The organism is Dyadobacter subterraneus (genome assembly GCF_015221875.1).
GTDB classification, from domain to species: domain Bacteria; phylum Bacteroidota; class Bacteroidia; order Cytophagales; family Spirosomataceae; genus Dyadobacter; species Dyadobacter subterraneus.
In genome coordinates this window covers 1-16,030 of the sequence record NZ_JACYGY010000005.1, presented here as the reverse complement: position 1 = coordinate 16,030, position 16,030 = coordinate 1, and the positions used below count along the sequence as shown (strand labels likewise).

Annotated in this window: 11 protein-coding genes; 7 read left to right on the top strand and 4 right to left on the bottom strand. The window is 38.2% G+C overall.

The genetic code is table 11. The annotated features are described in order from the left end of the window. Positions 1-143: 143 nt before the first annotated feature. The 3 genes from IEE83_RS32605 to IEE83_RS32595 form a co-directional block, all read right to left on the bottom strand. Positions 144-2,939: a T9SS type A sorting domain-containing protein gene (locus IEE83_RS32605; protein WP_194124946.1), complete on the bottom strand. Its 2,796-nt coding sequence runs from the start codon at positions 2,937-2,939 to the stop codon at positions 144-146. A 61-nt stretch (positions 2,940-3,000) separates the two neighbouring features. Then, entirely contained in the window at positions 3,001-4,527 is a 1,527-nt protein-coding gene (locus IEE83_RS32600) for a DUF1501 domain-containing protein (RefSeq protein WP_194124945.1), read from the bottom strand. Positions 4,528-4,539: 12 nt separating this feature from the next. Continuing rightward, a complete protein-coding gene (locus tag IEE83_RS32595; protein ID WP_194124944.1) occupies positions 4,540-6,177 on the bottom strand; it encodes a DUF1800 domain-containing protein in 1,638 nt (545 codons plus the stop codon). A 657-nt stretch (positions 6,178-6,834) separates the two neighbouring features. On the opposite strand from IEE83_RS32595, the gene IEE83_RS32590 reads away from it, so the two are divergent. The 7 genes from IEE83_RS32590 (at position 6,835) to IEE83_RS33700 (ending at position 15,381) form a co-directional block, all read left to right on the top strand. Then, positions 6,835-8,202 carry a sugar transferase gene (locus IEE83_RS32590; RefSeq protein WP_194124943.1) on the top strand — a complete coding sequence of 456 codons (1,368 nt, stop codon included), beginning with the start codon at positions 6,835-6,837 and terminating at the stop codon, positions 8,200-8,202. Between the two features lie 267 nt (positions 8,203-8,469). After that, positions 8,470-9,042, top strand: a complete 573-nt coding sequence (locus tag IEE83_RS32585) for a LuxR C-terminal-related transcriptional regulator (protein ID WP_194124942.1) — start codon at positions 8,470-8,472, stop codon at positions 9,040-9,042. Between the two features lie 702 nt (positions 9,043-9,744). Then, entirely contained in the window at positions 9,745-10,596 is an 852-nt protein-coding gene (rfbD, locus tag IEE83_RS32580) for a dTDP-4-dehydrorhamnose reductase (protein WP_194124941.1), read from the top strand. 812 nt (positions 10,597-11,408) lie between these two features. Then, on the top strand, positions 11,409-11,810 hold the full coding sequence (locus IEE83_RS32575) for a hypothetical protein (protein ID WP_228102196.1): 402 nt from the start codon (positions 11,409-11,411) through the stop codon (positions 11,808-11,810). A gap of 440 nt (positions 11,811-12,250) precedes the next feature. Beyond that, positions 12,251-12,895, top strand: coding sequence for a response regulator transcription factor (locus tag IEE83_RS32570; RefSeq protein WP_194124939.1), 645 nt, complete (start codon positions 12,251-12,253; stop codon positions 12,893-12,895). An 85-nt stretch (positions 12,896-12,980) separates the two neighbouring features. Continuing rightward, entirely contained in the window at positions 12,981-14,126 is a 1,146-nt protein-coding gene (locus IEE83_RS32565) for an acyltransferase family protein (RefSeq protein ID WP_194124938.1), read from the top strand. 208 nt (positions 14,127-14,334) lie between these two features. After that, positions 14,335-15,381, top strand: a complete 1,047-nt coding sequence (locus IEE83_RS33700; protein WP_194124937.1) for an acyltransferase family protein — start codon at positions 14,335-14,337, stop codon at positions 15,379-15,381. Positions 15,382-15,669: 288 nt separating this feature from the next. Here IEE83_RS33700 and IEE83_RS32555 read toward each other — a convergent pair whose 3' ends face one another. After that, positions 15,670-15,810 (bottom strand): transposase domain-containing protein, encoded by a 141-nt coding sequence (locus tag IEE83_RS32555; protein WP_379992912.1) that lies wholly within the window; start codon positions 15,808-15,810, stop codon positions 15,670-15,672. Positions 15,811-16,030 lie beyond the last annotated feature (220 nt).

The following is a 16,030-nucleotide window of genomic DNA, read 5'->3' as shown; positions in this document are numbered from 1 at the left end:
ACAATTGGCTAAAAAACACTCTGCTAAACATCTCGACAATTAAACATAAAAACATCCCCGATCTGTACCCGCAAAACTTTAACAATATTCAACAGTTAACAAAGATGTAGTTGGTAGGCCGGATACAGAATATCCGTTAACCTTTACTTTACCACAACAATTACTTTACTCCCTATCTCCTTTGCTACACTTAGTTGAAGAACATATACACCAACAGGTGTTTGACTTAAATCAATTTTTTGCTCCTGCCTCAGTCCACTACCTATCATTGATTCCTGTAAAACTATCTGTCCAAAAATATTTCTTAACCTTAAAGTAGCAGATTGACCAGTATTCAAACTAAAGCTAACATTTAAATTATTGCTTGCTGGGTTCGGAAACACTATCATATCTCTACTTAGCTTAGTTTCTGAATTAAAACTTGCAGTGCTTTCTGCTGCTGACATCCTGGCTGCTGATGCAAAGCAAATTATTGATCTGGGCGAATCCGGCAAAAGGATAGTGCTCCCCTGAACCCGGACACTCAACTGGTGCGACTTCCCATCTTTTAAGCCCGAAGGAAGTGCAAAACTAAAACCGTAATATCCCGTGCGTACAGTACTCTTAAGATCCGAACGGTAACTATTCGCAGTTGCACTGGCATAAACAACATTGCCCTCTACCAATTCGACGGTAAGTGCTGAGCCAGGAGAATTCATATCCCAAGCCCAGCCACTAATCGTATTACAGCTTGCCTGCTCAAAACGACCGGAATACAAATTTGAAACACAACTTATCGTTCTTGGTGAACTTGACAGTACGACCGTACTACCCTGTACCCTGATGCTTAACTGATGCGACTTCCCATCCTTCAAACTGGCGGGAAGCGCAAAATTGAAACCATAGTTCCCTGTGCCTATGCCCGCATCCTTAAGTGCTTCCTGATAACTATTTGCGACTGCTGTTGCATATACAGTACTGCCTTCAACAAGTTCTACGGTTACAGCATTATTAGGTGAGTTCTTATCCCATGCCCAACCTCTGACAATATCACAATCCACTCCATTGAAGTTCCCAGAGTAATCATTAACTGAACACTGTAATGACCTAGGAGAGTTTTGTAATAAAGAGGTACTGCCTTGTACTCTGACACTGAGCTGGTGCGACTTCCCATCTTTCAAGCTCGAAGGTAATATAAAACTGAAACCATAATTCCCAGTTCCTGTTCCATTCAGCTTTAAATCCTCACGGTAACTATTTGCTGGTGCGGTCGCGTATACAGTGCTCCCTTCGAACAATTCTACGGTGACGGCATTACCAGGAAAATTCTTGTCCCAGGCCCAACCGCTGACCCTGTTACAATCGACCCATTCAAAACTGCCAGCATAATCGTTGGCCGCACAGGTAATTGTCTTTGGTGAATCCGGCAAAAGGACAGTGCTCCCCTGAACCCGGACACTCAACTGGTGCGACTTCCCATCTTTTAAGCCCGAAGGAAATGCAAAACTAAAACCGTAATATCCCGTACCAATACCATTGCTTTCTAAATCTCCACGGTACGAGCTGGCAGTTGTGGTTGCAAATTTAGAATTACCCTCTATTAATTCTATTGTAATTGTTGAATTAGGATAGTTTTTATCCCAAGCCCAACCATTGATCGTGTTACAACCGACTGTTTCCAGTCTTCCAGAATATAATGAAGGCATACACGTTACGGTTTGAATAGAATTAGAAAGAATATAATTTACATCTTTAATTCTTGCGGAAAACTGATGTACTTTACCATCTTTGAGCTTTACAGGCAACGGTATTGAAAACCCGTAGTAGCCAGTGCCAATACCATTATTTTTTAAATCACTCCTAAATTGATCCGCTTTGAGCGAGAAGAAAACACTATCATTTTCGACAAATTCTAACTCAAGGTTTTCATTTGGATTATTTTTATTCCAGGCCCAACCTTTAATCATATTGCAATCTGCTTTTTCTATATCGCCTGCGAAATTACAGTTGAGAATTTTGGGAGCTCCCTCCAAATAGTAATTAGTATTTCTAATTCTTATGCTAAGGTTATGAGATTGGCCATCAATGAGGTAGCTAGGGGAAGAAAAACTAAATCCATAATTACCAGTACCAATTCCACTATCGAGCAGATCTTTCCTGTGAATATTTGCATTAACCATAGCTATGACTTTGTTACCTTCCATCAATTCAATGGTTAGAGGTCTGTCCGGATAACTTTTATCCCATATCCACCCTCTGATTTCAGAGCAGGAAGCTACTTCGAACTTTCCCACGTAACTGGGAGCTGTAACACTTCCAACCAAACTTGCGAAAGAAAATACAGAGTAGGTGTTGGGAACAATCTGCTGAATAGTAGTTATGGATCCAAACCCCAACGAACTAGAATTTCCCAAAACACTAATTTCATCGACAGCCGATGTTATTTTTTCCCATCTGGCGTTCGATGAGTTCCATCCCACAATAGTTAATAAGGCCAGGTTACCACCTGTAAGTGCTGAGATATTACTTGCCGCATTCCAGGTCAGAGACAATTTGGTAGCAGAATTGCCATTAATGTCCCAGAACTCCTGATCACTGACTTTGGTAATGGAGGTTTCTTTTATAGATATCCGGAAAGGTCCCCCCGAAGGAAGTGTTGCGGATTCCGGATTTTCCTTGAAGTAAGCGCCGACAACGCTGCCAACCTCAGAAGCAAAAGGCCTGTAAGATCCTTTATTACCCACGGGAAATAGTTGTTGCCAGGTACCAGCTCGTTCCACATAACCATCCACATGCTTGGTATCACCAATACCCGTAAGCTCCGAATCTGCCGAAAAACTAACAATACCAAAAGGTGCGTTCCGTTCAGTTTTTATGATTCCTTTTTGCTGTCCATAGCTCATGATGGATGTGAAGCTGATCAGCAGAAAAAAAAGTATTCTGGTAAATTTTGATGCCATTGCAATACTGTTAACTGTGGTAAATTTGATATCTAACTTTATCGCAATAACCGGGCGTTGATCAACCGGAAATATTCACACTGTAATCTCCCAGAAACTGTAGCTTCCCTCCTGCCTCTACCTTTACTTCCTTTGCAAAAATGTTTTGTCCCACAGAGATAGTATGGCCCGAATTAATCCTTACCATAGCAGATGAAACAGGCACACGACCGTTAGACCATACTTCCGGGTTGATCCAGGAACCAGAGGAAACACTTTGTATGACATCAGAAAAAAGAGAGGTGGTTTTAAAATTTCTAAAAAGTACCTGATCTGTTTTTGAACCCGCTGCTCCAAACCAGTCGTTCAATACGTCCGCATAGACCCGCCGGAAATCGATCTGCATTTTGATATCCCGGTTGGTATCCCAGGACTGGGGCGATATCGGCAATAAGCCGGTGTCCAGATTAGGGCTGGTGCCGATCAGCTGCCGTTTGATACCAGTACCAAAAACAAACATTGGTGCCCCCACCCCGTGATCCGTTCCTTTGGAGGCATTGGAATTGGCCCGCCGGCCAAAGTCGGAGAAAGTCATACCCAAAACCTTATCCTCTGTTCCCTGTAATTTCAGATCCTGCTGGAAGGCGGCAATAGCATCAGATACTTTTTTTAGAAGCTGCGCATGAACCCCCTCGTTATTGCTGGTTCCTACCTGGCCGGAATGTGTATCAAAGCCACCCAGTTCAACGTAGTATATTTTGGAGCGAAGCCCACCGTGAATCAAACGGGCTACGATTTTTAATTGTTCTGCAAGTTCATTTTTTAAAGCAGCATCAGGATAGGCAGCCAGATTGGTCCCCGCGTCCGCAGCTGTCTTGATTTCCGCCGCATAACCTACCGTGAGTACCTGTTGTTGCCTTACAAAAGAAATCAGGTCACCGGCATAACAGCAGGGAACTCTGTCATCAGAAGTATTGGGCTCTCCAATCAGCTGATAAAAGCTGTTGGGGTCCTGCAGGGTTATTCCCATAGACTGTTCATTGCCCAGCAGGGTAGTCGTACTGATTTGTCCGATTTGAACAGCCAGCGGATCTTCCATTTGCGGATTTGGATAATTCTGCGGATAACCTTGGTAACGATCATTCAGATATCGCCCGGCCCAACCTGACCTTGCATATTGCGTAGTATCCACACCCGTCATCCAGATATCTGTCGATCGGTAATGTGACAGATCAGGATTGGGATAGGATACTGAATTGATAATCGCCAGTTTTCCTTCATCATACAAAGCGCGTAAGCCCGTCATAACCGGATGAAGACCCAGTTCCGTGGTACCTGATAAGCGGAGCACCTGGCCTTCGGGGATGGCGATATTGGTCCGAAGCTCGTTATACTTGGCATAATGATCTAGCGGAATGACCGTATTGAGACCATCGTTACCACCTCCCAGATAAACGATCACGAGAATACGATCTCCGTTTGCTGCAGCGGTTTGTCTTAATGAACGCACCAGGGCAGACTCTGCTGCAATGGATTTAACACCAAAGCCATTTAGCATTACGGGCAGCATAGTCGCAGAAGCGGCCGCCAAAAATTCTCTTCTTTTCATCAGGGTAGCCGATTAAAAAATCTGGTATTCAGCCATTCTCAACATTTGCCGTAACATGGCCCGACAGCGCCAAAGGATGGTACCTTGTTTAGCCGCATCGGCAGTAGCTGCACGATACGCATCCCACTCCCGTATCCAGGTCGTTCTGGGGCTGCTGTTCATCATCATGATTTTGTCGATCAGAAAGTCCTTTTGCGTTTGGAGCAAATCAGTTGCATACAAATTTTTTGAAAATTCTTCCAGAACCTGTTCACATGTAATGGCCGGCGTTCCGGTAACGTCCGCAAAATTGGGCTGGATAGCCGAGAGGATCGCTAATATATCTATTCCCAGTTTATAACCAGGTTTAACTTCCAGAGATTGATTGACAATTACATCCGTTGTTGAACCTCGTACGCCCAACGTAGTGCCATTGATCCAGTTTTTGGAATAACCTGTCTGAAAGTAGGGCAGCGATCCGAAAACCGAAGGCTGGTTCAGAAAATTGAGCTGCAGATTGTTCATGCTGTAACTTAGGAAGTTAATCATTTTGCGAAAAGCAACAAACTCCGTGGTAACATCCGGCACAGGCTGGTTAAAGAGCCTGATCGTCCCGATCATCAGTTCAGCAGGCGATTTGATGATCGCACCAATAGTGGCATTATCAAAAAAAATGTTACTGGTCAGCAGTTTTTTAAGCACCGGAGTAATGTTGAAATTATTAGCCGTACTGGAAAAAAGGTTCGCCAGTGGGATGATAACCTGATCCTCTACTTCTTGGGTAACCTCCGGATTAACGTACCAGCGATACAGCTTTCGGCAGATAAATTTTGGTGTCTCTGGATGAGACAAAAGCATACTCACGAGACTACTTAATTCCGCCTCTCCTGCCTCCGTACCCGTACGTCCTGTAATAGTAGTATTGTTATATTTGGATGAAAAGACTTTATTGCCGGAATTGTGCCGGTCCGGATTAAAGATTGTACCGAACGAAGTTGATCCTTCTTTTGCCCTGTTGGTTGCCTGCCAGCCGGTGAGGACTTCCGCAGCCGCCTTTACATCCTGTTCGGTGTAATTATAAGTCCCGTAAAAGTCCTTTTGTCCAACAGTAAAAAGCTCCTGTAATTCCCGGCCATAATTTTCGTTCGGAAGCTCTTTGTTATTTTCGTTTCCATTCTGAAAGATCAACATTCCGGGATCCTTTGTTATCCCAGTTACTAGGTTGCGAAAATTACCCAGTGCGTTGCTTCTTAGGAACCGCAGATATTGGTCCATAAATCGGTAATCTCCCACCACAGCCATGGTGACTACAAAATGATTCTGCCAAAATGCCGTGAGCTTCTCCAACACAGAGGGTCGGTTGAATTGTTCAGTCATTAATCCTATCCACCAATATTGAATATAATTATAGCGCGATGGATTTTTACCGCTTTCAAATGGCTTACTTAAAAATGGCTGACCCGCATCCGGGAGAGTTTCGTCCAATTCAACCGGAGGCGGTGGAGAAGCGCGAAAGCTTGCATTACTCACTAATAAGTCAACTGCTTGTGTAGCAGTCATCCCTGTTATATCTAAAATCTCCTGGCGTGTAGGACCAAACGTGGCCCTTCTTAGCAAATGTGCCGCTGTTTTTTCCGTTAATGGGGCAAAATAAGTGTCTAATAAGGCCATAATCAGACGTAGCAAATTATATTGGGTTAGTAGTTGAATGAAATCAGATAGAGAGGATGAGATATCCACATTGGAAAGCCTACACAAACTGCAAATTAACTTCAGTTACAAAACTAAAAAGAAAATCCAAAACTAGAATTATTTCTACAAATAATTAAAACTAATTTTAATCAAAAACTACAAAACCAAATGGCACACGACAATAAAATTCTACATGATTTAAATTAGCTATGAAGTAATTTAATTTTTACGCCAATTTGATTAAGAATGTCAACCAGCAACTTCGTAGAAATAATTCTACGAATTTTTAATCTATTTGTAAAATTTTTAATTTACCTTCATTAAAATATACCTAATTTTCATTTAAATAAAACGAATTAGTTTTAGGAGAATATTGAGAAAATATTTTAACTTTTTAAATAATCTAAGATTAATTAATTGAAAAATAGCCAATTACACATTATCCACCTTTTTCGATATTTGGAATATTCAGATTTTTGTCTTAAAATTGTTATGCTATATCTCATCAAGATCTTTAATGTTCTTAGATATTTCATACTAAGGTAAATGCGATTTTTCAATTGAGGTTTAGCTAGTTCAACAACTACTCTTGTAATTATTGTTATTTTACTCAACGTTATATAATTTTTGAAAACTATGAGGAATCACTATTCTGGTCTCCTGACCAAAATTCATCTGTGGGCAGATGTATTTTTTTTCAACCTTTCGTTTTTACTTGCCTACGCTTTCAGGTTTGATGACGCACTGAACTTCCCAGAGAGTCAGTATATGAACCTGATGTTGTTAGCAAATTTGGTTTGGATCCTGACTATTCATGTTTTTAAAACTTATGCCTTCACCAGGCTTTCCTATCATTTTTACACGCAATTAGGGAACTTTATAAAAGCTGTGCTGGTCCATGCCGCAATAATGACTACCTATCTTTATCTTAGTAAAAAAGGAGAGGATTTTTCCCGTATTCAGTTTCTTGCCAGTTATGTAATGTTTGTGTCGCTATCCAGCATTGCAAAGGCGTTGTCTGTTACAGCACTAAAAACGTACAGGAAAGCGGGCTATAATTATAATAAATATGCCATTGTGGGTAAGGGTGATCTTGCATCGCTTATTCGTGAATTTTATGGTGAGCGCAAAGAGCTTGGTTATCGTTATTTTGGGATGATTGATATTAATGATCATAAAGGTGAGGTTAGTTACATAGAAACGCTGATAAAAGACAAAAAACTGGATTATCTATACTGCTGCCTTTCGGAGATGAATGACGACCAGGTAAGGGAAGTCATAAAGATTGGCGAACGCCAAAAAACACAAATCCGGCTTGTTCCCGACTTCAGAGGTTTTATGACTAACATGGCCACAATCGAATATCATGACATGTATCCGATCATTCAGGTCAATACAAAGCCATTCTCAAGCTTTAATGAACAAACGGTCAAACGTGTATTTGATTTATTATTCTCTACCACGGTCATGATACTTGGGGCACCAATATTTTTCTTTGTGTGGATCGCTATAAAAATTAGCTCACCAGGTCCTGTATTTTTCAAGCAAAAACGTTCTGGTCAATGGGGAGAAATTTTTGAAATATACAAGTTCCGCAGTATGCATGTAGATGCACACAAGATGGGCCTTCAGCATTCTCAGGGTGACAATGACCCAAGAATTACACCAATAGGACGAATTCTTAGAAAGTCCCGTCTGGATGAACTGCCTCAATTTTTAAATGTGATCAAGGGAGAAATGTCAGTAGTAGGCCCCAGACCACTATACAAATATGATGTAGATATGTTAATGGAGGCTGCGCCGCATGACTTTCAACGACTCCTTACCGTAAAGCCAGGCATTACTTCGATTGGACAGATTAATGTGGGATATGCAGATACTGTCGCTAAAAATGTGGAACGCCTTCGGTATGACCTTCAGTATCTAAAGTCTTACAGCCTGCTAAACGATTTACAACTTATTTTCCGTACTGTACAGGTTATGGTTCTTGGGAGAGGTCAATGACCTTATGTAATTGTATAAACCAGGGTTATTTTAAATTAAGGCCTGATTTAAACTCTCGAAAGATAAAGAGTTAAAATCAGGCTTTTTTGACTCATTTTTCAATAATTGCGATAACCTGAATATATTCTACTTGATCAGTTTTTATAATATTCAGCCCTCCGCTTACCAATACTAGCTTCCTACATAACCTCTCACCGTCAGATAAAAAGATAAATGGTCATTTTAATGATAGACCCTCATACAGTGGTCCGGCTAGGAATGAAACTGATGCTAAAAGAAATAAATGGCGAAATTGAATTTTATGAAGCTTCAAGTGTAACAGAACATCTTCGAAGCAATATTATACTTAAAACTCCGCTAATATTTCTTGGTATTAACGTTGATAATGCACACCAAAATATCATTAAGGATCTTGGTGCACTAAGAACCCAATATCAAGATGCTCCTATTCTCCTTCTGGTGGAAGGAGTTAATGAAAAGATTATAACACATTATTTAAAAGCAGGCGCGAGCGGTTTTCAATTCAAGCATAATGATCCTTCCAGAATTATTAGTTACGTAAAGCTGGCTGTGGAGGGCAATTTACCGCTTGACATTAAAAATCTTATGTCAAAAGATGAGATGCTGGCATTTCAAGACACTGGTTTTTTACTCACAGCCAGAGAATATGAGATAGCTAAACTTTTATCCCAATTTAAAAAGCAAGCCGAAATAGCCAGGCAATTGGGACTATCCCAGCAAACGGTATCTCAGGCAAAGGTCAAAATTTTTAAGAAATTGAACATTGATAACGCCATAAAGCTTAGCCAGGTGATGAGCTATATTCTGGTGAAGCCGTAGTAAACAGCCAATGTTATCAGAACGCTCAATATCAATTCCGCACACGATGACCACATGGACTTTAAGATTAAGGTAAACAACAATATCTTGACTTACAGAGGAAATATTTTTCCCATTGTACGGCCACTGGCAGTGACGTTTCTCACCAGCAACTTGGGCAAGATAAAAATGGTCTCTGACAGTATTCTATACTAGTACCGCTGTGCTTAGTCTCCTACCTTTTACAAGCAGAGTTTTTTTGACCGGCAAAAAGGGAAATGATTTAAATTTGATTAATGAAGAGCCGGGCTTATAGATCCCGGCAAACTTGATTTTCATTTAAGAAGTCGCCAGCAGGTCAAAAATTGTTTTCAAGCCCTTTTATTACAAGCCTGCACGGATATTCCGGAATAAGTATCCCTGAATTTCCAACCCTGCAGTTGTATATTGGTCCTGCGATTGGAAAAAATTATCTAAATTATCTCTTGCGTAATAACTCATTCATTTAAGTTGTTTCGGCTGAGGAAGGAAAATCTGTTAATAAGAAAAATCCCTAACGAAGTTTTAACTTTTTAAAATTGAACTTGCTGGACGTCGTATTTGTGACTGTTCAGGTGAATAGTGTCGGCCAAGATACCGGAGCAAAATGTCGTTTTGTCCGGATCTTATTTTACTTCCTCAGTTTATTCACCGTATCTTTATCCTATTAACAATTCAACCAAAATGAAAATACTCGTACTGGGAGCTTCCGGACAATTAGGTAATTGCCTTAGAAAGGTTGCTGAAGAAAATGGCAATCAAGATATTTCCTTCCCATCGGAACAAGAGGGTAATATACTTGATCTAAATCTTTTAGATTTATTATTCATAAAAGAAAAACCTGAATTCGTCATTAACTGCGCTGCCTATACCGCAGTTGACAAAGCGGAAGATGACATTGAAATTTGTCGTAAAGTAAACAGAGACGGAGCTGAAAACATTGCAAAGGCTTGCCTCCTGTACGACGCTACACTAATTCATGTTTCTACTGATTTTGTATTTGGAGGCAATGTGCCCAAAATATTATCCGAAACAGACCCGGCAAAACCGGAGAACGTCTATGGGCTTACAAAGCTGGAAGGAGAAGCGGCCATTTCTAATGTCCTAGAAAAATACTTTATCCTGCGTACCAGCTGGTTATATTCCGAATATGGGAATAACTTTGTAAAAACAATGCTTCGTTTAGGAAATGAACGCGAACAGTTAGGAGTAATTGTAGATCAGACCGGCTCCCCGACCTATGCGGTTGATTTAGCACAAGCTATCTTCGATATTATTGGGTCGGGCAGCAATGCATATGGCATATACCATTACAGCAACGAAGGCGTAACATCCTGGTTTGACTTTGCCAAAAGTATTTTTGACCTCAGCAACACGATTGTAAAAGTAAACCCGGTTAAAACATCCGAATATGTTACCAGAGCGGTAAGACCGGCATACTCTGTCATGGATAAAAATAAAATAAAATCTACTTTTGGAATTCAAATTCCCTATTGGCGAGAGAGTTTGGAGGCTTGCATCAAAAAATTGATTTAATTTTAAATAAAAATCAATATCAAACGGTCACGAAAACAATCCTCGTGACCGTTTTAATAAGTACGGCATAAACTAACATTAAGGATTAGTCTTCGCTTGAATGGCTTTTGAAATACACTAACTTGAAAGCTTAACGAAGATAAATGTCCAGACCTCCATGCAGATTGTCTATTAATAGGCCGCCGGCAATATTTATGAAATTAAATTCACAGGACTAAAAAAACAAGCATACTTACGTATACAAATTAGAAATACCTTTAAGAACCTCTTTTTCAGGTTTCAATTAAAGGAAACCACGTATTAGCCTGGTAAAGATATCAAGAAAATAAAACTAGTTAAAAGTTGATGGAAACCTTTTCAAAGACCAGTAAGAAGAAATCAAAAAATGAGCACTCTCCGGCTATTTTTAACGCATAACTAATACCCGGATCATTTTGGTTTCAGTCGATCAGCACAACCAGATATAGAAGGTTATTTTTATTTTAGCCCATTGCAACTTCATCATATTTTTTACAGCACAGATTCAATAATACCTGAATTATTGAGTCACCAAACAGTAATAAACTTATTTCAAGAAATTATATTCAATTATCCATATCGTACTGAGCAACAGTTCATTATGTTACAATTTATTTTATATTAGTTGTATTTTTGAAAGTTATTATATATGTTTGATGAAGTAAGTCAGTCTATAGAATTAAGGTTTCCCCCAAAGGCCGGTTTGTTAAATAAGGCAAGTGGATCTCAATATTTTAACTGGAATTCAAAAATTTACTTACTAAAAAGATTCTACTCAACGTTATTTAAAACTTATGGATAGTGAATATACTAGGCTTTGGCCAAAGTTTTTTTTGTGCATGGAATTGCGTAAAAAAAATTACAAATTTGACTATTTAAATGGGTCTGCTAAAATACCTGCATATTTTTATATAAACTTTGCCAGACCTTCAATGGCTGCCGCCATTCTCCCTTTAAGGACTGTTTTGTTTCTACTTAAATTTAATTCTACTCCTAGTGAGCATCATTATGTTGTGCCAGAGAGATTGATAAATGCTAATTCAATCTTTAAAAATGAAAAAAAAAAATTGAAACTTTCTGGTATTTCTCAATTTCCCAAGACAGTAATGACGCTAACTGATCCCTTTTTAAGAAGTGGCGGATCTAATAGCAAAAACATTACTTTCTCGCTATCTAATTTCGCGCGGCAACTATGACAACGATTATGTTGCAATAGCTTTTCGGCTTCGCGCAAAATTGTTAGGATTACCAAAATAGAAAATTTTCTTTTTTGGTGGCCTTTTGCCAGATTCAACATTAATATAACCGGTACCCGTTTATCGCAGATAGAATTTGGCAATTCGTTATTTCAAATCCTTAATCAAATAGAGTTTTTTTAGTCGTGTTACTTTGAATTCAGTTACTGACTTAAGCTTTTAAAAATTTTATACGCGAACGTATAATAATGATAGTCCTTCGTCCTTAAAAGGTATTCAAGGTTGGTATTGATTAAAAGAATTTGATTGGTCCATAAGTAACCAGGTTATTTGAGCTGAAATAAGAATAATAACTGTGACTTTACAGTCTTCTCAAAAGATTTGTCTGTGAAAGGCCGCAACCCAAAAGATCTAACTAACCACTTCATAAATAGTTTGACATGCCTGAAATATTATTATTGGATACAAGTCCCATTCTCGCAATCGGATTTCGACAGTTTTTAAAAAAGCATTTTGGTAATGCCATCCTTCATTTTTCGTTAAAATTATCCAATTTAGATTTTATTAAGTTTGCACAACCTGACTTAATTATTTTGGGTACAACCAAAAGTATTCTGATTGATGACATACATCTAGTGTATAATGTAAAAAGAAGATTTCCGCAGGTTCCGATAATTATTTTTTTGGATACTAGATTTGGCCCTACAGTCATTCCCTTCTTTTTGGCAGAGGTTTCGGGCATTATACCGCAAAATAGTAATGAAATTTCCTTGGCCGAATGTATTCGCAGTATACTGCTTGGGAAGACATACTTCTTCCCACAGGATTGTCACGATTTACATCAAATATGGCTAAAAAATAAAGAACTTAGAAGTAATCATGTTTTCATCCGTCTCTCAAAAAGGGAATTTGAAATAGCAACTTTCCTCATAAATGGTTTTAAAACAGGGGAAATCGCCAAAAAGCTGAATAGATCAACATCAACAATCAGCACTATAAAAAATAATGTGTTTAGAAAGTTAAATGTAACCAATATTGTAAAACTCCAACATTTAATGACTATTCATAAGCCTTCGGATAATTGAGTTCCCTTAATTAAAGTGAAGTGAGCTTCAATTGAGTAACCCTCTCGGCCACAGTACCCAATGTGCAATCTTGACACCGACATATATGATGCAAAATCGAGATTATTATTTTCAACAGTTAGATAGCCTTAGAGCCATATCAGTTGCTTTGGTAATATTCTTTCACTGGTTCCCAGAAAATAAGGGTATTAATATTATCGCAACTGGGCCACTGGGCGTTACGATGTTCTTTGTCCTGAGTGGCTTTTTGATTACAACCAATCTATTAAAAAGTAGAATTGCTCTAAAGACCAATGGTTTTTGGACTATTTATAGAAAGTTTATATTCAAACGACTGTTACGCATATTTCCGCTGTATTATCTGGTACTATTAGTTGTATGGATTGCGCAGTTTAGTACCTATATTCCAAAAATCGATACCCAGTTTTACTCATATCCTTTTTTTTATATATTTTATGCTTCCAATGTTTTAATTGAAAAATTACATAATTGGTCTGACCTTCTCTCCCCTTACTGGTCACTTGCGGTTGAGGAACAATTTTACATCTTTTGGCCCTTGCCGATCCTTATTACTCCAAAAAAGTATTTGGGATTCCTTGTATGGGGTTTTATTATATCAGCTTTTGGGTTTAGGATATTTTTTTCTTCTTTAAATCTACACGAAGGAGTATTAATGCCATCTAGCCTCGACTCTTTTGCATTTGGCGCATTATGGGCATTATCACTTTTTTACAAAAGATCTAATACTGAATTTTTAACTGCTATCTCTATATTAGTGATTCCCATGGGAATATTATTCGTATTTTTTAGCTTGGAAGATAGCGTTTCATTTTTTAAGTTGATCTTTTTCAAAAGTTCGATGTCAATATTTTGTTTATATTTTGTAGTAAGAGCGACTACTGGGAAAGGATTTAAATATTTGATCGGAACAATCCTGAATAATTTAGTACTGCAGTATATTGGTAAAATAAGTTATGGGATCTACATTTACCATATGCTAGTACCAGCTGTACTGATGCCTTTCTTGGTAAAAACTATCAACAGATTTTTCTCAATCAGTTTAACTCTTTCTGACAGTTCTGCAAAGGTTACCTCCCTATTTATTCTGATAATGCTTTCTTCAGCTTCGTGGATTCTTTTTGAATCACCGATAAACCAATTGAAGTACAAAATAGGGTTTCAGCCGGCGCCAGAAGGTACAAAAAGTAAATCAACCTTAATTTCAACTTAACAACTTACTTGATAGACGATTATATTACACAATTGCACCTAATTGCGGTGACTATAATAATATCTACGATCTGCCAACGGTTAATTTGTCAGTCCCATCGTGTAGTTATTTCCAATCTTAAAACTATTGAATTTCGAATTTACCTTAATTATGAAATTTGAATAAAACATTATCTTATTGATCTCCAACATCAAATATCTAGTTGTACATGTCACCTCTATCGCACCCTATCACTAGGGATAAATATATTGTCCATGCATCAAGAGTTTTAGAAATAGATTCTTTGAGAGGGCTAGCAGCCATTAGCGTCCTCCTATTTCACTACACGTACAAGCAATCCAAACTTTCACCGATTGTAGAATTTAGCTTCGGAGTTACCGGTGTTGACATATTTTTCATGATCAGCGGTTTTGTTTCTTTATTAAGTATTCAAAGTATGGTCGACGTAAAAGAATATATTATTCGCCGTTTTTCCAGACTTTACCCGACATATTGGGTATGTGTTTCACTTACCTCCCTTTACATATTCTTTTTTGAACGTCCTAATTTCAGACTTAAAGATGTATTGGTAAATTTCACAATGGTGCCGAATTATTTTGGAATCGAAAATCTTGACGGGTCCTACTGGACGTTATTGGTGGAGCTTCTTTTTTATAGTTGGATCGTTGGTGTTTTCCTTATGAAGAAGATTCATCAAATTGTCGATTTCGGATTATTAACTTTAACATTATTCTTATTCTACCACTACTTTAAAGAATTTTATCCATCAGTATATACATTCACACAAACTAAAATTCCCATTACCAACCATTTCCCGCTTTTTTTTTCCGGAATACTTTTCTGTGAAATAAGAAATAACGGACTGTCAGCGAAAAAAATAGTGTTCATGTTATATTCAATACTTTCTGCTTTTTATCTTCATGATAAGGGAGGAATGTCAATGTATATTATTTCGCATCTCCAGCATAATATAATTATTGTATTATTCCACATTATTTTCGCTTTGATGATAAGAAACAGGTTAAAATTTCTTCTTAGGTCAAGCCTCATTTTTTTAGGACATATTTCATACACTCTGTATCTATTACATCAGTATATTGGTTATGGAATAATCCATATGCTCATAGAATTTAAGTATATAAATATTTATTCAGCAATTTTATTGACTACTACATTAGTAATTTTTTCTGCCTACCTGGTAACAAAATATGTAGAGGTTCCTTTGCTTAAATATTTAAGACAACGCATTTGCTAGAATAAGAGTAAAAAGTAAAGCCGCAATCTTTGTCTGTTTAAAAGTTCTTCATATTCTTTCGGAGAGAAATATCCCAAAGCCTAATGTTGTCTGTTTATATTTTACCATATCTTATTGTATTCAAAGACAACTATGGCACGCCTGCTGGAGAAGTAAATTCAGGACGATACATCCTGTGATTTGATAGCGTTGACCCGAGCTAGGATGCGTTAGAGGCCGGATTAATATTTGATAAAAGTATGCGTCCGACGAACCCATATTGTGTAATTGAGCTTTTCGGCAGGTAGATTAACTATTTTTATTACGGAACTTGCTCCAGTTGTTTGGAAGCAGTTGATAGAGGTCTTTGTGCTTGTGGGATTGGATTCTTTGGAATACGTCTGTTAGCCACTGTTGCTCATCAACGCCATTTTTCTTACATGTTGCCATAAATGAGTACATGGCAGCTGTCATTTCTGCTGCCTGGTGCGATCCGGCGAATAAAAATGATTTTCGTCCAATTTTATGTAAAGCTTTACATAACCTGGGTTATGCATAGCTAAGGGTTATGTAAAGCTTTACTAAAAAATGGCCATTGGGATCAAATCAAGGCTTATTGATTACCTTTTCACTTGACATAATATTTTGAAATTATCGTGGTATAGCTGCT

Coding starts and splice junctions, on each gene's coding strand:
- IEE83_RS32605 (WP_194124946.1), bottom strand. CDS start 2,939: ATGGCATCAAAATTTACCAGAATACTTTTTTTTCTGCTGATCAGCTTC.
- IEE83_RS32600 (WP_194124945.1), bottom strand. CDS start 4,527: ATGAAAAGAAGAGAATTTTTGGCGGCCGCTTCTGCGACTATGCTGCCC.
- IEE83_RS32595 (WP_194124944.1), bottom strand. CDS start 6,177: ATGGCCTTATTAGACACTTATTTTGCCCCATTAACGGAAAAAACAGCG.
- IEE83_RS32590 (WP_194124943.1), top strand. CDS start 6,835: ATGAGGAATCACTATTCTGGTCTCCTGACCAAAATTCATCTGTGGGCA.
- IEE83_RS32585 (WP_194124942.1), top strand. CDS start 8,470: ATGCTAAAAGAAATAAATGGCGAAATTGAATTTTATGAAGCTTCAAGT.
- rfbD (WP_194124941.1), top strand. CDS start 9,745: ATGAAAATACTCGTACTGGGAGCTTCCGGACAATTAGGTAATTGCCTT.
- IEE83_RS32575 (WP_228102196.1), top strand. CDS start 11,409: ATGGATAGTGAATATACTAGGCTTTGGCCAAAGTTTTTTTTGTGCATG.
- IEE83_RS32570 (WP_194124939.1), top strand. CDS start 12,251: ATGCCTGAAATATTATTATTGGATACAAGTCCCATTCTCGCAATCGGA.
- IEE83_RS32565 (WP_194124938.1), top strand. CDS start 12,981: ATGATGCAAAATCGAGATTATTATTTTCAACAGTTAGATAGCCTTAGA.
- IEE83_RS33700 (WP_194124937.1), top strand. CDS start 14,335: ATGTCACCTCTATCGCACCCTATCACTAGGGATAAATATATTGTCCAT.
- IEE83_RS32555 (WP_379992912.1), bottom strand. CDS start 15,810: ATGGCAACATGTAAGAAAAATGGCGTTGATGAGCAACAGTGGCTAACA.